At 53.7% G+C, this 22560-nt stretch carries 20 protein-coding genes; 9 read left to right on the top strand and 11 right to left on the bottom strand.

Annotated features, from left to right (window positions below):
• The first annotated feature begins 53 nt into the window (after positions 1–53).
• The 3 genes from ERD78_RS20100 (at position 54) to ERD78_RS05610 (ending at position 3069) form a co-directional block, all read left to right on the top strand.
• Entirely contained in the window at positions 54–179 is a 126-nt protein-coding gene (locus tag ERD78_RS20100) for a hypothetical protein (RefSeq protein ID WP_257216463.1), read from the top strand.
• 332 nt (positions 180–511) lie between these two features.
• The gene (locus ERD78_RS05605) at positions 512–1513 is read left to right on the top strand and encodes a reverse transcriptase family protein (protein WP_129968223.1); all 1002 of its coding nucleotides are present in this window, start codon (positions 512–514) and stop codon (positions 1511–1513) included.
• Positions 1510–3069 carry an AAA family ATPase gene (locus ERD78_RS05610; protein WP_129968224.1) on the top strand — a complete coding sequence of 520 codons (1560 nt, stop codon included), beginning with the start codon at positions 1510–1512 and terminating at the stop codon, positions 3067–3069. The genes ERD78_RS05605 and ERD78_RS05610 overlap by 4 nt, the downstream gene beginning before the upstream one ends.
• A gap of 1107 nt (positions 3070–4176) precedes the next feature.
• On the opposite strand, the gene ERD78_RS05615 is transcribed toward ERD78_RS05610, so the two are convergent.
• The 4 genes from ERD78_RS05615 to ERD78_RS05625 all read right to left on the bottom strand — a co-directional run bounded on the left by ERD78_RS05615 (position 4177) and on the right by ERD78_RS05625 (position 7384).
• Positions 4177–5217, bottom strand: coding sequence for a ParB/RepB/Spo0J family partition protein (locus ERD78_RS05615; RefSeq protein WP_245152337.1), 1041 nt, complete (start codon positions 5215–5217; stop codon positions 4177–4179).
• Positions 5218–5248: 31 nt separating this feature from the next.
• Entirely contained in the window at positions 5249–5410 is a 162-nt protein-coding gene (locus ERD78_RS19725) for a hypothetical protein (protein ID WP_013742868.1), read from the bottom strand.
• Positions 5411–5484: 74 nt separating this feature from the next.
• Entirely contained in the window at positions 5485–6285 is an 801-nt protein-coding gene (locus ERD78_RS05620) for a DUF3560 domain-containing protein (protein ID WP_129968225.1), read from the bottom strand.
• 565 nt (positions 6286–6850) lie between these two features.
• Positions 6851–7384 carry a JAB domain-containing protein gene (locus ERD78_RS05625; RefSeq protein WP_013742870.1) on the bottom strand — a complete coding sequence of 178 codons (534 nt, stop codon included), beginning with the start codon at positions 7382–7384 and terminating at the stop codon, positions 6851–6853.
• Positions 7385–8040: 656 nt separating this feature from the next.
• On the opposite strand from ERD78_RS05625, the gene ERD78_RS05630 reads away from it, so the two are divergent.
• Positions 8041–10335: a heavy metal translocating P-type ATPase gene (locus tag ERD78_RS05630; protein ID WP_129968226.1), complete on the top strand. Its 2295-nt coding sequence runs from the start codon at positions 8041–8043 to the stop codon at positions 10333–10335.
• A 56-nt stretch (positions 10336–10391) separates the two neighbouring features.
• Here the strand turns inward: ERD78_RS05630 and ERD78_RS05635 are convergent, their stop codons facing one another.
• Positions 10392–11303, bottom strand: coding sequence for a LysR substrate-binding domain-containing protein (locus ERD78_RS05635; RefSeq protein WP_129968227.1), 912 nt, complete (start codon positions 11301–11303; stop codon positions 10392–10394).
• A 31-nt stretch (positions 11304–11334) separates the two neighbouring features.
• Between ERD78_RS05635 and ERD78_RS05640 the strand changes: the two genes are divergently transcribed.
• From ERD78_RS05640 to ERD78_RS05660, 5 genes are read left to right on the top strand one after another with little or no spacing between them, the layout of a single operon-like run.
• Entirely contained in the window at positions 11335–12573 is a 1239-nt protein-coding gene (locus tag ERD78_RS05640; protein ID WP_129968228.1) for a trans-sulfuration enzyme family protein, read from the top strand.
• A gap of 60 nt (positions 12574–12633) precedes the next feature.
• Entirely contained in the window at positions 12634–13533 is a 900-nt protein-coding gene (locus tag ERD78_RS05645; protein ID WP_013742875.1) for a transporter substrate-binding domain-containing protein, read from the top strand.
• Between the two features lie 4 nt (positions 13534–13537).
• A complete protein-coding gene (locus tag ERD78_RS05650) occupies positions 13538–14272 on the top strand; it encodes an amino acid ABC transporter permease (RefSeq protein ID WP_041682645.1) in 735 nt (244 codons plus the stop codon).
• Between the two features lie 4 nt (positions 14273–14276).
• On the top strand, positions 14277–14960 hold the full coding sequence (locus ERD78_RS05655; RefSeq protein WP_129968229.1) for an amino acid ABC transporter permease: 684 nt from the start codon (positions 14277–14279) through the stop codon (positions 14958–14960).
• A gap of 24 nt (positions 14961–14984) precedes the next feature.
• Positions 14985–15719 (top strand): amino acid ABC transporter ATP-binding protein, encoded by a 735-nt coding sequence (locus ERD78_RS05660; protein WP_129968230.1) that lies wholly within the window; start codon positions 14985–14987, stop codon positions 15717–15719.
• 36 nt (positions 15720–15755) lie between these two features.
• Here the strand turns inward: ERD78_RS05660 and ERD78_RS05665 are convergent, their stop codons facing one another.
• From ERD78_RS05665 to dsbD, 6 genes are all read right to left on the bottom strand, one after another.
• A complete protein-coding gene (locus ERD78_RS05665) occupies positions 15756–16172 on the bottom strand; it encodes a DUF411 domain-containing protein (protein ID WP_129968231.1) in 417 nt (138 codons plus the stop codon).
• Positions 16173–16242: 70 nt separating this feature from the next.
• Positions 16243–16716, bottom strand: coding sequence for a c-type cytochrome (locus ERD78_RS05670; RefSeq protein ID WP_129968232.1), 474 nt, complete (start codon positions 16714–16716; stop codon positions 16243–16245).
• Between the two features lie 14 nt (positions 16717–16730).
• Positions 16731–17240: a cupredoxin domain-containing protein gene (locus ERD78_RS05675; protein ID WP_129968233.1), complete on the bottom strand. Its 510-nt coding sequence runs from the start codon at positions 17238–17240 to the stop codon at positions 16731–16733.
• Between the two features lie 76 nt (positions 17241–17316).
• Positions 17317–18543 (bottom strand): copper resistance protein B, encoded by a 1227-nt coding sequence (locus ERD78_RS05680; protein ID WP_129968234.1) that lies wholly within the window; start codon positions 18541–18543, stop codon positions 17317–17319.
• On the bottom strand, positions 18540–20402 hold the full coding sequence (locus ERD78_RS05685; RefSeq protein ID WP_129968235.1) for a copper resistance system multicopper oxidase: 1863 nt from the start codon (positions 20400–20402) through the stop codon (positions 18540–18542). The genes ERD78_RS05680 and ERD78_RS05685 overlap by 4 nt, the downstream gene beginning before the upstream one ends.
• Before the next feature lie 162 nt (positions 20403–20564).
• Positions 20565–22532: a protein-disulfide reductase DsbD gene (gene dsbD, locus ERD78_RS05690; protein WP_129968236.1), complete on the bottom strand. Its 1968-nt coding sequence runs from the start codon at positions 22530–22532 to the stop codon at positions 20565–20567.
• Positions 22533–22560: the final 28 nt, after the last annotated feature.

Here is a 22560-nt window from a genome sequence, read left to right on the forward strand (position 1 = left end):
GTCAGTTTGACGGTTTCCGCCGCTCGCTTAATCTCCCACGGAAATCTCATGTGATGTCGACATACGATGCCGCAATGGGGGCTGTCGGTATCGTCATCCGCGCAGAAGAATTAGCCACTGAAATCGACCAGATGATTGAGCAGCGCCACCATGGAGCCTTAGCGCTCTTACAAACTTGAACGGACTGTCCACCCACCCCGCCCAGGTGTTGCGAACAGCTAGAAACGACCTCATTGCCAACCAGCAACAAAGATTTACAATGGGGATGGGGGGAAATCGCCCAAATGCTCAATAGGAGATTGGCGCAATCTGAAATTTTGTTTGTTGGATCTACTATTGCGTGGCTCGAATCAAATTCAAGCCACGCAACCAAGTTAGGTAGAATTAGACGGCCTAGAGGTCAGCAAAATGACTGGAGCTACTCCTAGTCACTGACATAACTCAATTATATAACCGCAGAGCAGATTGATGCAATACGTCCCAGCATTACCAACTCAATACTAAGACGACTATGACAAAACAGCCTTTGCAAAAGCTCTTTGACGCGATGTATCACGGCAAGTTTAGCTTTCATGACTTTTTGCATAGCCCGGTTGAGCAAAATTACGAAATAGTAGGGGGCAGCACCTCTGGAAGCAGAACTCTTTTCAAGCCTAAAGAAAATCTCAAGACGTATCATCGGTTCCTGAATTTATTTCTATTCGAGCTTCTGCCCATCAACGAACGGGTCGTCTTCTCCTACCGAAAAGGTTTTAGTGCCGTCAATGCGGTCCAAAAGCATACTCAAAGCAAATATTTCTTTCAAACGGACATTAAGGCTTTTTTCGGTTCCATTGATAGATTACTGACGCAGAAAACGATTCTCGCTGGCCACGAATACTGCCCCATTGAGGATCTTCACGAACACATTGATCGAATAGTTGATCTCGTCTGCGTTGGCGACTCAATCCCTGTTGGACTTCCTGCATCAGCACCATTAAGCAACGCCGTCCTAGTTAATTTTGATAACGAAATTGAGCGAATCTGCAAACAACAGGGGCTTATTTACTCAAGATATGCGGATGACATCATCATTTCCGGACAAAAGCATGAGAGTTTACTTGGCCTAAAAATGCTAGTGCAGGAAAAATTACATCAGTTTTCCTCTGAAAAATTCTTTATTCACCATGGAAAAACACGATTCTTCCAAGTTGGAGGCAAGGTAAAGATTCTTGGAATAATGATTCTTCCTACCGGAATAATTAGTGTTGACACGAAGAAAAAAAATGACTTGGAAGTCTTAATTCACTTCTATTTAAATGATCGTGGGCGGTTTAAAGACATGGTCAATAAGACCAAGAAACGCTCAGGGGCTGATGAAGAACTGTCCGAAGATGACTATATCGCGTACTTGAGTGGGAATATCAATTATGTGGATTCTATTGATCCGGCTTATACAGACAAACTGCGCAGAAAGTTTGGGTCGACGACTATCGATATACTCAAATATAGCGGATTCGCAAAAGAAAAATGAAATTAGATATCTCGATTCTAAATGTCCAGCATATCAAGAAGATAGAATTTTCTCTCGATTTGGCCGACCAATCCTTGGTTTGCATCACCGGAAAAAATGGCTCCGGTAAGACGATGCTCATCAAGGCAATTGCCAGCCTGATCAATGCAGAGATATTATCGAAAACAAGTGCACCCAAGATAGTTTCAGATAACAGCGAAATTCGCTATGAAATTGGTGGACAAAGCATTGTTTTCAAATACAACAAAAAACTCAAAATGCTCGACTCGCGAGATACGCTGCCGAAGGCTCTGAAAGATAAGCTATCAGTAGAGCTTCCGATCCCCTATGGAGAACGCTTCAACTTTTTTCAGAAAATCAGTGGCATCGATAATGACATTCGGCGCCAGGTCGTACTTCAACGCTATTCCAGACCCACTGAGCTCATTGACTTCCTAAAAGCCATCTATGCCACAAATAAGTTTGACAGTCTCGTAGAGATACAAGTAAAGAACGTTCCGTATTATGTCATTCCCTATGAGGATAACTACTACCTGCGCGAAGACTACTTTAGTTCTGGCGAATACTTCCTTATTAGCCTATACCGGCGCATTCGCTCAAAGTACTTGGCTGTTTTTATTGATGAAATCGACATTTCATTGGATGCTGCGGCACAAGTTCGCTTAGTTGAGTGGCTGAAGAAGTTCAAAGAAATCTACAAGACGAAGTTTATCTTCACTACCCACTCCTTGGCCATGATGCGAACAGTTTCTGACGATCTGTTCTGCATGGAGGAGCAAGCTGACGGATCGATCGCTATTGAAAAAAGGTCCTATGGGTTTATCAAAAGTACACTGTTTGGATTTAATGGATGGGAAAAATACATCCTTACAGAAGACGAGGTGCTCAAAGACTTTCTTGGATATCTGATTGATCAACACTGCACGAGGCCGTTTTATCAATTCAAAATCATTTACGTCGGCGGAGGCACAAATACAGCCGATCTAATGCAGCGAAATAAGATTGAGAAATTTTTCTCAGACGAACACAAAAATGTCATAGTTGTATTGGATGGCGACCAAAAAGGGAAAGCGCATGCAAAGAAGGAAAACATCCACTGCATTCCCATGGAGAGCGTTGAAAAGGAGCTGCTTGCCAGATGCCTCTTAGGTGAATTCTGGGACACAGCCAGATTCCAAACACTCATTAAAGACCACGAACGGTTAGCCGACTTCATGCGAAAGAAAAACAATGGAACAAAGAACCTCCTTCAAGTGTGGTTCTATAGGCTCCTTTTGCTATTCAGAAAAAATACCGAGCTGCGCAGAAAACTGAGTGCTGCCCGAGGAGAACCCATTAAAGAGAGGGATTTCTCGAACGCAGGGAAAAGACTATTCAAGCATCTAATTCAGCACGAATATACTCAGCAACAAATCTTTGAATTCTTGATTGAGAAAAATCCAACGGGAATTTCAGCATTGCGACGTACGGTCGAAGAGTTCCTGTCTGCTCGCGCCAATACTAAAGAAGAAACTCAAACTATCGAATCAATCGTCTCCCCTCAGCAAGTCACTTAGACCGGCTAGAAAGAGCCCTCCCCAAAAGTTTTGTCAATCGACACCAATGTTTCTTTTTACAAAAAGAGTTCGTTGTCTGATGCTTGGTCCGCTGGTCATTTATACGTTGAACGTCCGCTTTCCCCCGCGCTGATTGACTGCTTTGGGTCGTTTCCTGCCTTACAGATCTGACAATACCCGTCTGCTCAAATATGAATCAGCACCTCTGACATTTCCCCGTATGCTTGATGCCACAACACTGTAAAGCCCCTGCCGCCCATAGGTAATCATCACGCAGCGCCCATGCTGTCGCCCTGCATTCAAAGTGTAGATGGAAAGCAGTCAGCGTGTAGTCGGTACGTTGCCGGCGGCAGGTGTCCGCGCCGTCTACCAGAAACGAGGCTACAACTGTAGCCGGATATCCGTTCGATAAATCAAGCTCTTACACTGTTTTTTCGCCCTTTATGTCCTACAGCGCGGCTGACCACGGTTTGCTCCCAACCCCTTGAAAAACAATCGTTTTTCCTACCCTGCCAAGGGTGCGTCTTGTGTGGGACTTTTAAGGCCACAAATGAGCGAAAGCGAATTTGGGGTTTTGAAAGTCCCAGCCAGATCGAAGAGCTGGCAACGTCCCGTACCAGGGACCCATCGAAGATGGGGAGTGCAGTCATGCTGCAACGGAACTTTGGGATTGATACGACCGATACGCGTTACACGAAATGCAGATTCGGAAAGCAGATCGATCATGCAGCCCAGTACATACGCCGAGGCTGTCGGCTTCTACAACGGCATGCATGGGTAAGTCAGAACGGTGCCGTGATGAGGCACCGTTCTGACTTACCCCACTAGGGGCAGAGCTGTAGCGAGGAAAGAACCTCGGAGCCCCACGCGCCGACTAGACACGCATCTTGCTTGCGCAGTCCCGACTGGCCGGAAATACCCCGGCCAGCCCGGTAAGGATTTATTCGACCCGAATCCGCAGTATGTCGGGCAACCATCCGCGACCAGCCAATGCCTGCTGCGCCGCCTGCACGGCCTCACCTTTCTTCATCTTGGCGAGCGGCGCGGCGGCTGCTTCGTCCGCACCCTCGTGCACAACCTCAATGATGCGATCCTTTGATACGTGCGCTAGGTAGCTCTCTGCACTAGGCTCCCACCAGCGGGTCGGGTCAATACCATCAATGGCCGCAAGCGCATCGAGTGGCGTTGCTGACGTGCTCTCCTGGTGCTGCACGCCTTGAACACTAACAGCCACCAGATAGGCCAGAAAATCCAGCAATGTAGCGGTTTCCTGGCCAAGCGCCCATAATTGCGCAATTGCTCATGGTCAGCTTCAAGGGTCGCCTCCACCCAACCCCAACCTTCAGCTCGAATGGCTTCGGCCTCGGCGTCCAGCTTGGCCAGCGCCAATTGTTCGAGTAGCGTCCGATCCTGTATATAGATACTGCGGCCATCCTCTTCATCGGCAAAAAGATCCCGGAAGCTGCGACCACCGGCGGCATGGTAGGCATCCAGCCCAACGTAACGGGTAATACCACTATTGGCGGTCAACTCGTCTACGGTCATGCGATTGCGTATAGCGTGTGGATGGGCGCGTTCCCAGTCAGACAGCCCCGCCCATACATCGCGCTGGCGCTCCCTGTCTTCCGACACCGCGAAGGCCATCAGCGCATCCAGCGCCATTTCTCCGGCGCGATACGCGGTGATAAGCTCCGAGGCAACGCTGGCCAGCCGCATCCGGCGCTTGACAACATGCGGGCTGACGCCGAATCTCGCGGCCACATCCTCGATAGTCTGACCTTGTTCGATCAGCGCGGCGAACGCCTCGAACTCATCGGCCGGGTGCATCGCTTCACGCTGAACGTTTTCGGTGATGGATGCTTCCAAAGCAGTATCGCCCGCGACTAACAGGGCGGGAACCTGCTGATCTTCGGGCCATCGGCCATCAGCCATCAGCAGCTGAATGGCTTGCAGGCGACGGCCCCCGGCGACGACTTCATACGCCCCGCGTTTCTTGGCCTTGGTGACGACAATGTTTTGCAATAGCCCTTGCGCGGCAATGGAATCGGCCAACTCTGGCAATGGTTTCTGCCCGGGTGTTTTGCGCGCCTGATAGCGTAAGGAAACGGTGAGCTTGGTTGGGTTCAAATCGATTATGGTATTCGTCATGATAATTGCTCCTTTCTATCGGATAATGGGATTAATGCAGCAGTGTCGAGGCGGACGCTTGGATGAAAGCCCCATCCAGTAAGTGGGCGAGAATGCCCAGTTCGCGCACCGTCATTGGGGGCAAGCGCCAGGACTTACCCTGTTCGTGGCATCGGCACACCTCGTGGGCAAGTTTGGTAAGATCAAGATTCATCGCTATCGCTCCTTTTCATGTGGTCAGTAGTGGTGTTAGCCCCAAAGCGGTTGCAGCCGTTTTGGGGCATTTATTTATTGGTCGGCCTGCTCGTCCAGAATCCGCATGGCCGCTTTAGCCTGCCAAACGGCGGCGTTATTCAATTGGCGAACCCAAGCGCCACGGGTCGGACTCCATCGGAATCCATGGCGCTTAAGCATGTCGCGAGTGGCTTTCGCGGGTTTCACCTCGAAAATGAACATGGCGCGGTTTTCTTCTACGTCTTCGGCATACTCATACCCCGCACCTTGCACGCTGACCGTCTCGCGTTCCTGATTGGCTTGTAGTTGTTTGATCCGCTGCTGGATACGGCGAATGTTCGCGTTGTTGTTAGTCAAGGCATAAGACGGGAAGCCGACACGCCCGGCAAAGTCCGGCGTAAGCAGTTTCTGGGCGCTATCTTTCGAATATCCAAGCACAAGCAAAGCGTTATGCTGGCCCTCTGGGTTGTCCTTGTATTTACGGATCACCTGATTACTTTTCTTCATCCGCTCCTGGTTCGCTGTCAGTTGTTCCACTTGGTGCATGAGCTTCTTTATGGCGTCCGGGTCATCGCTCGATATGCCGCCATAGCCTACGGCTGCTGCCTCCTGTGCATAGTGGTCAGCCCTTTTTTCCAAATCAAAGGCTTTGCCATATGTGTTATGAATCCGCTGCCTGTAGTTACGATCTCGCCCTTCGCTGTAGTGACCAACCAGAATCGGCTGACCGAACGGAATCGCTTCACCCATCTGTCGCGCCCTGTCGTATGTTGTTTTGGCCTGCGCCTTGGTCTGCATCGCCTGGGCTTGCAGTCTGGCTTTACGTTCTGCCTGCTTTGCTTCGTAGTGGTTCATGTCGCTTTCCTTCAAAAAATGCGCGGTGGCGCGGTAGTGATTTCATTGCTGACCGGGCCTGAAGATTCTTGAGCCCGTTTGTAGGTTTTTGCTGCCGGGTTGTGTGCTGGCCCCATCGCGTTTTGCCGCCAGTCCTGTGAGTTCCATCGCCCTTGCCGTGCTGAATCACACAATGACTAGTGGAAAGGGGGAAGATTTGTAAAAGTTGCGTAGCGGGTTTTATGAACACCCCCTTGAAGCGCCGGAACGTAGTGATACAGTCGGCGTTTTAGGGCGATGGAACCCTCAGGACCAGGCTTGCGGTGTCACAATGCACAACCCGGCAGCAGCCCGCGCGGCGAGCGCCACCATCACCGAGGCGGTGATCTAAATAGAAAGCAGTTACGCAGCTGTATCCAGCTTGCGCCAGCAAGCCGCTACGCCCATCCCGGTACACCGGGATGGGCTGCTTTTGTTGAGAAGGAAGAAAGAGGAAAACTCCTTGGGCGACAGCACAAGTCCAATCTGCGCCGCAGCACGCGGCGTCTACCTGTACAGGCGGGCTCACACCCGCCCTGCTCCAGGTTTACACCTGACCTCGTTCCGCTAACGAAGTCGTGTTCTGCCCGGTCACGATGATGTGATCCAGCAAACGAACATCAACCAGCGCCAAAGCATGTTTTAAATGCCGCGTCAATGCCAGATCGGCCTCGCTGGGCTCAGGTATACCGCTGGGATGGTTATGCGACATGATGATTGCTGCCGCATCCAAGCGTAGCGCCGTTTTAACGATTTCGCGGGGATATACGCTGGCCTGCGTCAGCGTGCCGTGGCTCATTTCCATGTAACGGATCACCTTAAACTGGCTATTCAAATACAGCACAGCGGCAACCTCATGCCCCATGCCCGACAGTTTGGCCTGAAAATACCGTTTGACGGCGTTCGGGTTCCCCATGTCAGCCCGATCACCGATCAAGCTTTCGGCGGCGATCCGCGCAGCAGCCAATACGTGCGAATCAGTCGCGGCATGATACCGACCCGATGGGCTGCGCACATACAGCGTCTGCCCTGCATTCATATTGTCATAGCCCAAAGCTGCATTGTGGTTAACGTGTTCCATAGTCCTATCCCTTCAAAAGCCGGTTGGTTTTCCTGCTGACCGGGGCCGAAGATTCCGAGCCTGGTCGTAGGTTTTCGGCGTTCGCAGTAATACGGTTCCTGCGGTGTTGCCGCCGTTGCCGTGAGTTCGTCGCCTTGCCGTGCTGAACTGCTGGCCGGGGCTGATGAACAGGACCGTGGAATATATGGAGGGGGCCCGCCTAGCGGGGAGGACGCCGTTTATGCCGCGAAAGCCAGGGCAGCGGACACGGATGGCGGTACAGTCGGCGTTTTGGGCGGCGCACTTAGGGCAACGGGAACTGACGGCCCGATATGCACTGATTGCGGATGCTGGCCGCGCGGCGAGCGCCATCATCGGCCCATGGTCGATCTAATTTGACGTGCTTTTGGCTAGGTCCGCTAGCACGAACACAAACCTCCACTCCAGTGCATAAACATTACGGGTCCGGATACATGACAAAAATGTAATGTGGCGGGCCCTGAATTAACGACTTGAAACGTGTGCATATGTGGCATGATGAGATTTGGCCCAAATGTCCCTGGGACGCTAAGAGCATTTAGCCGTGCATGCCGTGTGCAATGACCTTGTGCCCAGACCCTTAAAAGGTTTTTATCGCCATGGCGCAGAACAGTTCTAGACACACTCATGATCGCAACATGAAGCAGCCCTCAGGCTTCCAACTGACCGATCCCGTGTGCGGTATGCGGGTAACCAAAGACTCCCCACATCACGTTGAGCGTCAAGGGAAGTCATTCTTTTTTTGCAGCGCAAAGTGCTTGGAAACGTTCAAACGCGATCCTGAGAAGTTCCTTGCGCCAAAGAATGTAAACGAACCAGCTTTCGATCAAGCAGCTGCAGGCACCATCTATACCTGTCCAATGCACCCTGAGATTCGACAGGATCATCCAGGAAGCTGCCCGAAGTGCGGCATGGCGCTTGAGCCGCTGATGCCCAGTCTCGACGATGACAATCCAGAATTGAAGGATTTCACGCGCCGATTCTGGTGGACCTTGCCATTCACCATTATTGTCACCGTGTTGGCCATGTTCGGCCACCAATTGGGCTGGTTCAGCATGACCGCCCAAACCTGGATTGAACTGGTGCTATCGATACCAGTGGTGCTGTGGGCGGGGCAGCCGTTCTTCGTGCGCGGGTGGCAGTCGGTGATCAATCGCAGCCCCAATATGTGGACACTTATTGGTCTGGGTACAGCGGCTGCATTCATCTATAGCGTTGTCGCGACAGTCACCCCAGGAGTTTTTCCCGAAACGTTCATGTCCATGGGCCGTATCGCCGTTTACTTTGAAGCGGCGGTGGTCATTATCTCGTTGACGCTGTTTGGCCAAATGCTCGAACTTCGAGCACGTTCACAGACGTCGGCTGCCATCAAATCACTGCTGGGGCTGGCACCTAAAACAGCCCGTCGTATCAACGCGGATGGATCAGAGGAAGATGTACCCCTGACGCATGTTCATGAAGGCGATCGCTTGCGTGTGCGCCCTGGGGAAAAGGTTCCCGTAGATGGCCTGGTAGAAGACGGCGCCAGTTCACTGGATGAATCCATGCTCACGGGCGAACCGTTGCCAGTAAGTAAGCGCCCTGGCGATAAAGTGATCGGTGCGACAATGAACACTTCCGGCTCGCTAGTAATTAGAGCTGAAAAGGTCGGCTCGGCCACGGTACTCTCGCAGATCGTACAGCTCGTCGCGCAAGCGCAGCGTTCTCGCGCACCCATGCAACGCATGGCGGATCAGGTCGCGGGTTATTTTGTGATGGCGGTTGTCGTCATTGCTATCGTCACCTTATTCGTTTGGGGCATCTTTGGCCCTCAACCGAGCTGGGTGTACGGCTTGATCAACGCTGTGGCCGTGCTGATCATAGCCTGCCCATGTGCCCTGGGCTTGGCCACGCCCATGTCCATCATGGTGGCCACCGGTCGTGGCGCCACCCAGGGGGTGCTTTTTCGCGATGCGGCAGCTATCGAGAACTTTCGCAAAGTCGATACCCTCATTGTTGATAAGACCGGCACATTAACCGAAGGCCGGCCCGCGTTCGAGCAGGCCATTCCCGCAGGTGACACGGAGGCCGACGAGGTGCTTCGTTTGGCGGCAAGCCTTGATCAGGGCAGCGAACACCCCTTGGCCGATGCTATTGTCAAAGCAGCGCGGGAGCGCGGTTTAAACCTAAGCGCTGTAAACGACTTCGAATCAGGTAGCGGTATCGGGGTACGTGGCCAGGTCGAGGGCAAACACCTTGCTTTGGGCAATACTGCCTTGATGGATCAAGAAAACGTTGATGTCTCGATCATGACCAGTAGCGCTGAATCGTTGCGCGCCAAGGGTGCGAGTGTCATGTACCTAGCAACAGACGGTCAATTAATGGGCTTGCTGGCTGTCTCTGATCCAATCAAGAAAAGCACACCGGAAGCCGTAAAGGATCTCAAGGCGGCTGGCATCCGCGTCATCATGGCAACGGGCGACGGCGTTTCAACGGCTAAAGCCGTGGCGGAACAACTAGGCATTGACGAGGTTCACGGTGAAGTGAAGCCGGCCGACAAGCTGGATTTGGTCAGCAAACTTCAAGCCGAAGGCCGAATTGTCGCGATGGCCGGCGACGGCATTAATGACGCCCCTGCCCTGGCCAAGGCGAATGTGGGCATTGCGATGGGCACCGGAACCGACGTGGCGATGAACAGCGCACAGGTCACCCTGGTCAAAGGGGACTTGCGCGGGATCTCGATTGCACGCCACCTGTCGGACGCAACAATCACCAATATGAAGCAGAACCTGGGCTTTGCATTCGTTTATAACGCGCTTGGCGTACCACTGGCTGCCGGGGTCTTGTACCCATTTGTGGGCCTGCTGCTTTCACCCATGTTCGCTGCACTGGCGATGAGCCTGAGTTCAGCATCGGTCGTGTTCAATGCCCTTAGACTGCGCAAGTCGGTATGACTAGGGAGGGTAACGTGCCGCCGGTCAGCGAAGCACCAATTGAGCTATTCGCTCGGTCAAGACATCAGTGCAGTCAGTTGGCTCATATCCGTTGCAAGCTGCGTACGCATTGCAGAGATGAACGTCTGCATGAACGCTGTGAGTTGCGTTCCCGCTGGAAAGGCTAGAATGCCGGTGAATACCACCTGTTCGGAAAAGGGGCGGAGCACAATGCCACGCTGAGCGTAATCCAAAGCCGTCACCGGACTTACCAAGCCAAGACCCACGCCCTGCTGCACAAGTTCGCATACGCTGACCGAGTAAGGAGTTTCGATCACTACGGACGGCACGACAGAGTGTTTATCCAGCACACTCTGCAGCTGACGACGCGAAGTGTCCTCGGGATTGAGTGCAATAAAGGCTTGGCCGTTCAGATCCTGGGGCTTGATCACCGGTTTGCATGACAGCGAATGAGAAGCGGGTATGGCGATAACCCCATCCAAGCGACTGAAAATCGAGTGTTCCAAACCAATGGTCGACACTTCGTCCGCCATAAGCCCTAGATCACACTGCCCCGACAAGAGTCGCTCGCGAACCTCGCGGGAGCTCATGATTTGCAAAGACACCGTACGCTGCTCCGCCAGCAATTTCATATTACGCAAGACGCGCGGTAGAAAACCTACGCCCAAAGCAGGCAAGCTGGCGACGTTTAGGCGGCCTCCAGTGAACTGACGCAAGCTACGTAAACGGTGCTCAATCACATCTAATCCAACAAAGCATCGATCCACCTCAATTAACAAGGCCTGAGCCGCCGGCGTGGGCTGTAGCCTGCCCCGAACCCTGAGAAAGAGAGCAATTCCGGCATGTTGTTCTAACCGCCCCAATGCCTGACTAATTGCAGGCTGCGACACGCCCATCAGCTTGGCCGCCTTGCTTGCCGTACCCGAAGTCATGACCGTACGAAAAACCTCAATCTCTCTTAGCAACATATATAACCCCTGCTTCTAGACCAATAACATAATGGAAGTTATTTCTTATAGCTATAAAACTATACTTCGATTTATGAAAAACGCTACAGCCGCTCATCTAGCCGTTCAAAGCAAATATCTCACCGGCTTCTCAAGCCTGTCGCCCGCTGTCTGGAGGGCGTCAACGATTACCTTCTCAAGCCTGGATGAATTCGTGGCTCGTAAATCGCGATTACCGGATGGCTATACCTATGGAACTACCGGCACGCCGACCCACCGTGAGCTGGAGGCGCGCATCGCTGCATTGGACAAGGCAAGCCATTGCGTGGTGCTGCCTTCAGGACAGGCTGCGATAAGCCTTGTCATGCTCACCATGTTGAAAGCCGGGGATCATCTTCTTATTACGGATTCCGCCTACGGCCCAGCACACGATTTCGCGACGCACCTTACACACATGGGCGTGGAGGTGGAGCGCTACGATCCGTGTATAGGGTCGGGGATCGCAGACCTCATCCGATCTAATACCCAGCTGATATGGTTGGAGTCACCGGGTACTGTCACGATGGAGGTACAGGACGTGCCCGCCATTGTTTCACAGGCTCGCTCGCACGGAATCAGGACCGCAATCGACAACAGTTGGGCTAGCTCTTTGTATTTTTCGCCGCTATCGCTTGGCGTGGATCTATGTATCCAGGCCTGCTCCAAGCACATGGGTGGTCACTCCGACTTGCTTATGGGTTCCGTTAGCACAAACGATATTGCACTACACACCGCACTGCGTGCTTTGCAGGCAACCATGGGGCAAGCGGTCAGCGCTGAAGATTGCTTTCTTGTCCAACGCGGGCTAGATACCATGACTTTGCGGCTTGAGGCCCAATCCGTCAAGGCATTACGTCTTGCAGAGCATTTGCAGCGGCATCCCATGGTTCGAGAAGTGCTCCATCCCGCACTAAGCACCTTCAAAACACATAGCTTATGGCAAGATCAGTTTAGCGGTAGCGGCAGCCTTTTTTCCTTAGTGCTACAGGATGCGCCTCTGGACGCTTTCCGCGCCATGTTCGGCTCGTTTCGTCACATTGCCATTGGCGCAAGCTACGGCGGGCTTCACAGCCTCGCAGCCTTTTATCACGCACAACAGCAGACCAGCCGCCTCTTTCCCAGTATCCAGGCACCTATTATTCGTCTTGCCATTGGCCTGGAAGACTACAGCGTCCTTGCTACCGAGCTAAACCAATCGCTGGAAACGTTCGAATCGGTTTGTATCGATAGCGCAAAGAGCGGCGCTAAATAGTTTTGAATGATCGCATACACAGAGCTGCGGTCGCCCTTCCAACTCTAAGGAGACAAGAGAATGAAACGCCTATGGATCTTTATTTCCGCAGCAACCATTGCATTATCAGCGGCTGCCCCCATCCAGGCCCAGGACAGGGCCACGACACTGAAAAAAGTTGAACAGACGGGAACGTTTACAGTAGGTACGCGCGCTGCATCGATCCCTTTCAACTACCTGGATGATAACAACCAACAAAGCGGATTTGCTTGGGAAATCACACAGCGTGTGGCCGACAAAGTGAAAGAAACCGTGGCGCGCGATGACATTCAAGTACGTCCAATGGAAGTCACGCCTCAAACGCGTATTCCACTTGTGGCCAATCAAACAGTGGATCTGGAGTGCAGCTCTACTACACACAATCGGGAGCGTGAGAACCAAGTAAGTTTCTCAACTTCTTTCTTCATCGTAGGCACCCGCATGCTGACGCTGGCCAACTCACCCATCAAGAACTGGGAAGACTTGGCGGGTAAAAACGTCGTCGTCAGCGCAGGAACAACCGCAGAGCGCTTGCTGCGTAAAGTAAATGACGAAAAAAAATTGCGGGTGAACATCATACTTAGTAAAGATATCGACAACACCTTTATGACTGTGGATACGGGCAGGGCCGATGCAGCCATGATGGACGACATGGTTCTGTACAGTCTAATCGCTCGATCGCCCGACCCTAAAAAATGGAAAGTAGTCGGAGAGGTATTGCAACCTGAAGCCTACGGTTGCATGCTTCGTAAGGACGACACTGAGTTTAAAGAATTGGTCGATAACGTGATTACCGGCATGATGAATTCCGGTGAGATGGCTAAGCTTTATGGCAAATACTTCACTAGCCCGATTAAAGTGCGTGGTGGGTTCAACATTAACGCACCCATGTCGCCTGTAATACAGGACCTGTTCGCCAATCCGAACGACAAGGTGTTGTAAAGCAATGCAGTACTCATGGGATTTTTTGATCTATTTCAAGCCTTCACTTACCGGTGAAGGATATTACTGGGAATTGATCTTACAGGGGCTGAGCCGCACTGTCTTTTTGTCGCTGCTCTCATGGGTGCTGGCATTAAGTCTGGGTACTGCTTTGGGTATTGCACGCACACTACCTGTTCGCTGGCTGAGCTTGCCTGCGGCAGTATTCGTGCATTGCTTTCGCAACACCCCTCTACTGGTCCAAGTGTTCCTTTGGTTCTACGTTGTCCCGGAATTGCTACCGAGCGAATGGGGCACCGCGATCAAACGGATGGATCCCACATTAGGGCAGTTCCTGACCGTTCTTATCGCCCTCTCGTTATACACGGCAGCCAAAGCAGCGGAAGTCATCCGCTCAGGAATACAAGCGGTAAGCATCGGCCAGAAGCAAGCAGCTTCAGCTCTTGGGCTTACAGAGCCTGGTTCGTATCGTCATGTCATCCTGCCTCAGGCATTTCGCATCATTATGCCGCCCCTTACCTCTGACTTCCTGAATGTGTTCAAAAACTCCTCAGTCGCGCTGACTATAGGTTTCATGGAGCTCACTGGCCAAACACGCCAGATCGGGGATTTCAGCTCCCAGCCGTTTGAAGCATATATTGCCGCAACCGTCATATATACACTCGTCACCCTTTCAGTCATCTGGTTTATGCGACGTATCGAGAAGGCCACGCGTATTCCTGGCTATTGGGGAGCCTAACCAAATGGACTATTCTTTCGATTGGGGGACGCTCGTAAGAGGATGGCCGTTCATACTCGACGGCATGGCAACGACTGCCCTTCTCGTAAGCGTGGGTATGACGCTCGGCATCGCGCTAGGGGTCGTTTTGGCACTCGCCCGCTTGTTCGGCCCACGGTGGGTCTCTCTGGCGGCAGCGTTCTATGTCAATCTATTTCGTGCGATTCCGCTTATTCTCACCATTTTTTGGTTCTTCTTTCTGGTGCCGTTTGTTTTACGGGCAGTCACAGGAAATCCCTATGCTGGCGTCGGACCAATCTACGCAGCGCTGTCTGCATTCGTTTTAGCCGAAGCAGCCTATTATTGCGAAATTGTTCGTGCCGGCATCAACAGTGTGCGCAAAGGGCAGATGCAGGCCGCAATAGCCTTGGGGCTGACTCGTTGGCAAGCACTCCGGCATGTCGTTCTGCCGCAGGCATTCCACAATATGACGCCTTCGCTGATCAACCAGACTATTGCTCTACTCAAAGACACTTCACTTGTATATGTAATCAGCCTGAATGATTTTCTCGGCGCCGCTACCAAAGTTGCCCATCGTGATGGCACGTTGGTAGAGATGTACTTATTTGTCGCTGTTACCTATTTAGCCCTCTGCTCATTTGGCGTTTGGCTGGTCAATATATTGAAGAAGAAACAGGTGGCTTCGTAGCCACTGCTTTAGAAGGTCAGAAACATGATAGAGCTAAACAACGTCTCCAAATGGTATGGCGAATTCAAAGTACTGGATCAATGCAGTACCAGCGTGGCAACAGGTGAAGTCGTAGTGGTGTGCGGGCCGTCGGGTTCAGGGAAATCGACGCTGATCAAAACGATCAATGCGCTTGAGCCCCTTCAGCAAGGCGAAATATACATCGACGGTAAAGCCGTCCACGACCCTTCAACCAATCTGTCGGCGTTACGGGCACGCGTCGGGATGGTGTTTCAGCACTTTGAGCTGTTTCCCCATATTTCGGTCATGCAAAACTTAACGCTAGCGCAAGAAAGAGTGTTGGGCAGAAGCACGGAAGAAGCAACGGTAAGAGGTGTGGCTCTTTTAGACCGGGTCGGTTTGGGGAACCACGCCGATAAGTTTCCAGGGCAGCTATCGGGAGGGCAACAACAGCGCGTAGCTATTGCCCGGGCGCTGGCCATGGACCCTATCGTTATGTTGTTCGACGAGCCGACCTCCGCATTGGATCCGGAGATGGTCGGCGAGGTTCTCGACGTCATGGTTGGACTGGCTCGGGAAGGCATGACCATGATCTGTGTCAGTCACGAAATGGGCTTTGCGAAAGAAGTCAGCGACCGCGTTATTTTCATGGATCAAGGCCGTATTGTGGAGGATTGCTCCACAGACCATTTTTTTAGGCAAACGCAGACGCTTTCGGCACGTGCTCAGGATTTTCTTTCGAAGATTTTGTCTCATTAACGTGGACATTACACTCGCCAATCTTCTCCAGCCATTTTAATCCCTGGAAAAAGGCTTGCCGGTAAAGTCAACAGTAACCAAATTGCCGTCAAGCTTTCCCATACCCGGCGCGTTTAACGGCATGCCGGGTGCCGATACACCTTTTACCGACGAGTCAGCGAGCAACTTGTTGACCGCGTTGGCCGGTACGTGCCCCTCTATGATTTGGCCGGTGGCCTCGATCACCCCCGTGTGACATGAGCTAAGTGCTGATGGTACGCCGAGCTTCTGCTTGATCGCGGCCATGTCGGCCGTCTTCATAGCCGTGACATCAAAGCCGGATTCCCGCATATGATCAACCCAGCCGGAGCAGCAGCCGCAATTGGGATCCTGGTAAACCGTAATGGCCGCGCCGGCCGCATGCGCAAAGGATGATGCGGCGGTCAACGCCGCCGCTACTAGCCATAACTTCATAAGATCCACTCCAGCAAAAAAGTAAAATTTCAGTTTTTCAGAATAGAGATAAAGACCACACTCAGACAGCTTAGTTCTGTCGCTGCAAAGTGATTTCTTTTTGTGCCTCCAGAACCTTGGGCGGCCAATTGCTCTTGATATAAGCCAGTGCGGCAATGATCTCTTGATCGCTGAGGATGTCCCGATACGCGGGCATGTCGCTTACATAACCCCGAGGCGCGGTCTTTCCTGGAACCAGGCCGTTTTTCACCATATCGACCAGCATCGCATCGGGATGGTGCCAGGTATGGCCGCTCTTGTCATGCGGCGGTGCAGGCAGCCTGCCATTGGACATGCGTTCACGCCAGTTCGGCTGGCCTTGCAGGGCCTCGCCATGGCAGGCTGCGCAATTGTTCGCATAGATCGCCTTGCCCTGCATCACAAGGGATTGGTCCGCAGGGTCGATGAATGCCGGGCCAGATGGCCGAATCGTGCTGTAAAGGACGGCGGCGGCGCCGATTATGACGACGCCAGCCACTCCAAAAACCAATTTTCTCGGTGTCATTTGAATGCGCTAGATCAGCTGACTTTTACCTTGCCGACCATCCCAGCTTCCATGTGGCCCGGAATCAGGCAAGCGAAATCGACAGTGCCCGCCTGGTCGAACTGCCACACCAAGCCGCCGATCTTACCCGGGCCCAATGTAATCATATTCGGTTCCGAATGCTGCATCCCCGGCATCTTCTGCATCTCGGCCGCATGGGCCTTCAAATCGGCGAGAGATCCGATCACCATTTCATGGGGGATTTTGCCCGTGTTCTTGATAAAGAAACGAATGGTCTCGCCGGCGCGGACCTGGATGTCACCCGGTGTAAATCGCATGGTGTCGGCCATCGTCAGTTCAATCGTGCGAGTAACTTTGGCCGGATCGCCAGGCTGGCCAGTTGGCGAAGGGGCATTCGACATGGTGGACATGTCGTGCCCGGGCATGCCATGCGCCGGTGCGCCATGCCCCCCGCCATGGTTGCCGGCAGCCAATGCGAGGGTCGGAAGTACGCTCAAAGCCAGAATAGAAAGGGTCTTTTTCATGTGAATAGTCTCTTGGAGAGATTGTTTTGGTAGGCAGCCGTTTTAAGCCGCCCATGTGAAAATGTGAAAGACAACATCAAAAGCGAAAGCTCAAGCCGGCAACAAAACGGGTTTCCTGTTTGGATTCGCCTTCTGCGCGTGCGTAATCCGCTGTTTTCCCGAATTTGCTGGACCACTCCACGCCCACGTAGGGAACAAACTGACGCGTGACTTCGTACTTAAGGCGTAAGCCCGCCGTGCCGTCTGTCAAGCCGCTGCCAATGCCCCAGCGCTCATCGTCCTTGCCATGGAAATTCACTTCTACGCTTGGCTGAAGGTAGAGCTTTTGAGTCAGTAAGATGTCGTATTCCGTCTTCAGCCTCAGAGCGGTTCGCCCGCTAGCGCCGACATAGGCGGTGGCATCGACTTCGAACCAGTAAGGCGCAAGCCCTTTGAAGCCGAATGCCAACCATTCCCGGTTTGGTGCACCTTGGCCATGGTCAAATCGCACGCCCAGTTCCGTATCCCAGAACGTTGAGACCGCATGGCGCCACAGCAGTTGCGTCTCGGACTCTTGCAGCTTGCCGCTGGCCACTTCCCCTTCGGCCTTGATCACGGCGCGGTTATAGGTGCTGCCGTACCACGCCTCGCCTTCATAGGCTGCCCATTCCTCCCCGCGCGCCCTGACGTATTCCAACCGGTCGAAGCTCACGGAACCGAAGGCATGCATGTCCGACATCATTAGCGCATCCGAAGGCGGCAACGCATACTTGCCCGCATTACGCACGTAGCCATCGGAGTAGGCGTCTGGATCGCGGGCATCTGGCGGGGCCGAGCCACCCTGCATCTGCATATCGCCATGATCCATTTCGCCGCCGCCATGGTCCATGGCACCCATATTGTGCGCAGAGACTGGCGCATTAGAATTGGACTGACCATGCGTCATTCCGGGCATGGCGGGGGCACTTTTGCCAGGATCGGCCTGCTTCATGGGCATTTGCATGGCGTCATGCTCCTGAGCTGGAGCCTTCTCCGCGCCATGGTCCATACCAGACATGTCCATCGAACCATGATTCATACCCGACATACCCATGGAGCCATGATCCTTATCGGACATGTTCATAGAGCCATGATTCATGCCTGAAGCCGTCGCCGGCGCGCTTGTCGTGGGCGGCGATGGGGTATGGCCGGCGTGGCCCGAGTGCGCCTGCGCATAGGCAAACACGGGCATCGCCCCTACTGAAGCGATGGCTGCGGCAAGGAATTTCTTCTTCAATTGATTGTTCATGACCAGGATGCCTAGCGTGTTGTTCGTTGTCTTCATGCCACCACCACTTCGCGAAACATGCCCATATCCATGTGCAGCATCAGATGGCAATGCCATGCCCAGCGTCCAAGCGCATCGGCAGTTACAAGAAAGCTGATACGCTGAGCCGGTTGCACGGGAATGGTGTGGCGCCGAGCCTGAAATTGGCCGTCCGGCGTTTCCAGTTCACTCCACATGCCGTGCAAATGCATGGGGTGCGTCATCATGGTGTCGTTATGCAAGATGACCCTGACGCGTTCGCCGTAACGGAAATGAACCGGGGTTGATTTTCCGAACTCGACACCATCGAACGACCAGGTATAGCGCTCCATATTGCCGGTTAGGTGCAGCTCGATTTCACGTTCTGCGCCGCGCGGATCCATCGCACCGCCCACGGTGTGCAAGTCCGAAAGCGTCAATACGCGCCGGCCGTTATTACGCAGTCCAATGCCGGGATCGTCCAAGTTGGTGCGCGGCATATCGACCCGCATATCAATGCTGGGCCCATACTCGGTCCTGGCATGGCGTACTTGGGTGCTGGCGCCGGCCGCAGACATAGCGCCGTGGTCCATGCCTGACATGCCTGCGTGATTCATACCTTGCATGCTGCCGTGATTCATCCCAGCCATATTGCCGTGGCCCATTCCGGCCATGCCTTCATGGCTCATGCCACCGGACGATTGGCTGGCCGCGCCATGGCTCATTCCTGCCATGCCTCCGCCCATAGCGCCCATCATGTCCGCCATGGTCAACCATTCCACGGGGTCGAGCGCCGGTACTGGCGCTTCGAGACCGGCATGCGTGGCTAGCGTACCGCGCGCATACCCTGTTCGGTCCATTGCTTGCGCATAAACGGTGTAAGCGTCGTCCTTCGGTTGTACCAATACATCGTAGGTTTCTCCGGGCCCAAATCGGAACTCGTCCACCGTAACGGGCTCCACATTGACCCCGTCGGCTTGAACGACGGTCAACTGAAGGCCCGGAATGCGTACATCGTAGAAAGTATTAGCCGCGCCGTTGATAAAGCGCAGCCGCACCCGCTCTCCAGGCCGGAATAGCCCAGTCCAGTTGCCCGCCGGCGTCGTCCCATTCATCAGGTAGGTCAGCACGTTCGCGGACAGATCGGCCAAATCCGTGGGGCTCATGCGCATCTCGTTCCACATCTTGCGCTTGTCGATAGCCGCTTTCAGGCCCATCTGGGAGGCGTCTTGAAAGAAATCGACCGCCGTGGGCTGGTTGTAGTTGTAGTAGTCGCCCTGCATCTTAAGCTTGGCCAGAACCCGCATCGGATCCTCGTCGGTCCAGTCAGAGAGTTGGACGACATACTCGCGATCGGCCCGTATGGAGTCAGTTTGTGCCGGGTCGATAATGATCGCCCCATAAACCCCTGTGGCCTCTTGCATGCCCGAGTGCGAGTGATACCAATACGTGCCGCTTTGCTGCACCTTGAACCGATACGTGAACGTTTCGCCGGGCGGGATTCCCGCAAAGCTGATGCCGGGCACCCCGTCCATTTGAAACGGCAGGATGATGCCATGCCAATGAATTGAGGTGGTTTCGTTCAGGCGGTTCTTGACGCGAATAGTGACGGCATCACCTTCGCGCCAACGCAACGTGGGCGCCGGGAGCGAGCCATTGACCGTCGTCGCCATACGAGGCGTACCAGTGAAATTCACAGGTGATTCACCGATCTCCAGATTAAATTCGGTCCCACTCAGTACCGCCGCAGAACCCGTATTAGTTCGGCCCGATTGCATTCCAGCGGCACGGGCAAATGGCGACAAGCCCAGCAACACGCCGCCGGCCACAAGGCCTTGCACAAAACGGCGACGAGGTATAGCCGGGAGGGGAACCGCTAGCGTAGTTGAGCGTTTCACGCGGGGAGAATCCTGTAATGAATCGTTGATCGGAGCTTCGTCTGCCGCATTCTGGGCGAACCGACAAATTGCTATTCCTAACTTTAATCAAGTACGGCTGTCACACGAATGACGGCTCCATTACTTTTCTGTAATCTGTAGCCTGGATCGCACGCGATGCGGTTAGAGAGGTATTGCGGAACCCAACGAACGCAAGAATTTCTTCGGCGCCTGAAACCCGATGACTTGGTAATCGATCTCCATACCCTGTCGGTCGAAAAAGACGATGCCGGGGGGGCCGAACAACTCAAAACGTTTAAGTAGTGCCTGATGATCTGCGTTGTTTGCCGTCACATCGGCCTTAAGCAGCACAACGTCTTTGAGACGCTCTCTTACCTGAGCGTCTGTAAACGTGAAACGCTCCATTTCCTTGCATGAGATGCACCAATCTGCCCAGAAATCGAGCATGACGTAGCGGCCTTCGGCCGCTTGGACTTCGGACTCGAGGTCAGCAAGGCTCGTAACTTTCTTAAACTGCATCTCCGGCGAGCCGATATTCTGCGAGGCTGCAGCGCCTGGACCTCTTAAACCGTCCAAGGGCTGCAAGACATCGCGGCCGCCTGACAGCACACCGATGAGCAACGCAAGGCCCGAAACGAGTGCAATGACCCCAATCCCTTTGCCCAAACGCACAAAGCCAGGCGAGCCGTCAGGCAGGGGATCCAATGCCCTCAGGTACATCGCGGAAATAATGAGCAAGACCGCCCATAAGCTCATATGGACGACAGCAGGTATGACCGGGGAAATCAGGTAGATGGCCACAGCCAACATCGTGACGCCAAAAAAGTTCTGCACGGACTTCATCCACGGACCAGCTTTTGGCAACAGTGCGCCCGCTGTGGTGCCAAAAATCAGAAGCGGGACTCCCATCCCTATGGCAAGCGAGAAAAGCGCCAAGCCGCCCAGCACAAAATCTCCTGTCTGCCCAATGTAAAGCAGCGCCCCAGCCAGCGGTGCCGCAACGCATGGCCCGACAATGACGGCGGACAACACACCCATAACCGATACGCTCAAGACCCTTCCGCCAGCAGACCGGTTTGCGGCGCCCGCTAGGCGGGTCTGAATGGAAGCGGGTATCTGCAGCTGATAAAAGCCGAACATGGAAAGCGCAAGCAGCACGAAGACGGCGGCAAAACTGCCCAGCACCCAGGGGTTTTGCAGGTAGGCCGAGAGCATTGTGCCCGCTAATCCTGCGGCCACACCGGCGAGCGCATAGGTAATGGCCATGGCCATCACATAGGCCAAAGAAAGGCCAAACGCGTGACGACGGCTTATCGAGCGCCCTTGCCCAATGATCATTCCCGATAGAATTGGAATCATGGGAAGCATGCAGGGCGTAAACGCCAGAACCAAGCCAAAACCAAAGAAGGCGGCAACGAGCGCCCACGCATTGTCTTGGGCGAATAATTCTCGAACGAGGTTCGTCTCCGACACCGGAGCGTCGGCTGCCCTCTGGACGCCGCTACTACGCGCTTGCGCTGGCGTGGGGCTCTCATCGCCAGAACCGGAACTCGCGCCAGCTGCCGCCACAAGTGGTACGGACAGCGTCTTCTCTATCGGTGGATAGCAGACGCCGGTGGGGTCGTTACAGCCTTGATAGGACGCTTGCAGAGTCAGCGCCTCGGAAATGGAGCCGGCTGGGCGATTCAACGTAATCGGGATCTGGACGGACCCGTAGTACACCTGCACCTGACCGAAGGTGGGATCATCCTTGACCTTACCTTCAGGTAGCACGACGTTCTTGATCGCTGCGGCGGACGACTCCCGAAGATCAAACGCGATCCTGTCCCGGTAAAGATAATAGCCGTCTGCTGCAGTGAGCGTAGCGACTAGCGTATCGGCCTTGCTGGCCCTTACCGATACTTTGAACGCTTCGTCTGGCGGCAGCAGCTCTTGGTCAGCACCCTCGTCACCAAACCAACCGCGAATAGAATCGAAGATCCCCTGAGTCGGGGAAGCGGAGCTTGAGGCGGTAATACTCGTGGGGCTAGCAGCTACTGCCGAGACTTTCGCCGGACTAATTCCAGGTAGCCACGCCAGTGCCAGTACGAGCAGGGCAGACAACAAACGAATGAAATTCACTTCAACCACTCATCATCCAGAACATCATGATGCCCAT

Origin of the sequence: Allopusillimonas soli, assembly GCF_004153445.1 — a bacterium.
GTDB classification, from domain to species: Bacteria; Pseudomonadota; Gammaproteobacteria; order Burkholderiales; family Burkholderiaceae_B; genus Allopusillimonas; species Allopusillimonas soli.

Coding starts and splice junctions, on each gene's coding strand:
- ERD78_RS05650 (WP_041682645.1), top strand. CDS start 13,538: ATGCAGTACTCATGGGATTTTTTGATCTATTTCAAGCCTTCACTTACC.
- ERD78_RS05615 (WP_245152337.1), bottom strand. CDS start 5,217: ATGACGAATACCATAATCGATTTGAACCCAACCAAGCTCACCGTTTCC.
- ERD78_RS05660 (WP_129968230.1), top strand. CDS start 14,985: ATGATAGAGCTAAACAACGTCTCCAAATGGTATGGCGAATTCAAAGTA.
- ERD78_RS05620 (WP_129968225.1), bottom strand. CDS start 6,285: ATGAACCACTACGAAGCAAAGCAGGCAGAACGTAAAGCCAGACTGCAA.
- ERD78_RS20100 (WP_257216463.1), top strand. CDS start 54: ATGTCGACATACGATGCCGCAATGGGGGCTGTCGGTATCGTCATCCGC.
- ERD78_RS19725 (WP_013742868.1), bottom strand. CDS start 5,410: ATGAATCTTGATCTTACCAAACTTGCCCACGAGGTGTGCCGATGCCAC.
- ERD78_RS05610 (WP_129968224.1), top strand. CDS start 1,510: ATGAAATTAGATATCTCGATTCTAAATGTCCAGCATATCAAGAAGATA.
- ERD78_RS05625 (WP_013742870.1), bottom strand. CDS start 7,384: ATGGAACACGTTAACCACAATGCAGCTTTGGGCTATGACAATATGAAT.
- ERD78_RS05640 (WP_129968228.1), top strand. CDS start 11,335: ATGGAAGTTATTTCTTATAGCTATAAAACTATACTTCGATTTATGAAA.
- ERD78_RS05635 (WP_129968227.1), bottom strand. CDS start 11,303: ATGTTGCTAAGAGAGATTGAGGTTTTTCGTACGGTCATGACTTCGGGT.
- ERD78_RS05675 (WP_129968233.1), bottom strand. CDS start 17,240: ATGAAAAAGACCCTTTCTATTCTGGCTTTGAGCGTACTTCCGACCCTC.
- ERD78_RS05655 (WP_129968229.1), top strand. CDS start 14,277: ATGGACTATTCTTTCGATTGGGGGACGCTCGTAAGAGGATGGCCGTTC.
- ERD78_RS05605 (WP_129968223.1), top strand. CDS start 512: ATGACAAAACAGCCTTTGCAAAAGCTCTTTGACGCGATGTATCACGGC.
- ERD78_RS05665 (WP_129968231.1), bottom strand. CDS start 16,172: ATGAAGTTATGGCTAGTAGCGGCGGCGTTGACCGCCGCATCATCCTTT.
- ERD78_RS05630 (WP_129968226.1), top strand. CDS start 8,041: ATGAAGCAGCCCTCAGGCTTCCAACTGACCGATCCCGTGTGCGGTATG.
- ERD78_RS05670 (WP_129968232.1), bottom strand. CDS start 16,716: ATGACACCGAGAAAATTGGTTTTTGGAGTGGCTGGCGTCGTCATAATC.
- ERD78_RS05680 (WP_129968234.1), bottom strand. CDS start 18,543: ATGAAGACAACGAACAACACGCTAGGCATCCTGGTCATGAACAATCAA.
- ERD78_RS05645 (WP_013742875.1), top strand. CDS start 12,634: ATGAAACGCCTATGGATCTTTATTTCCGCAGCAACCATTGCATTATCA.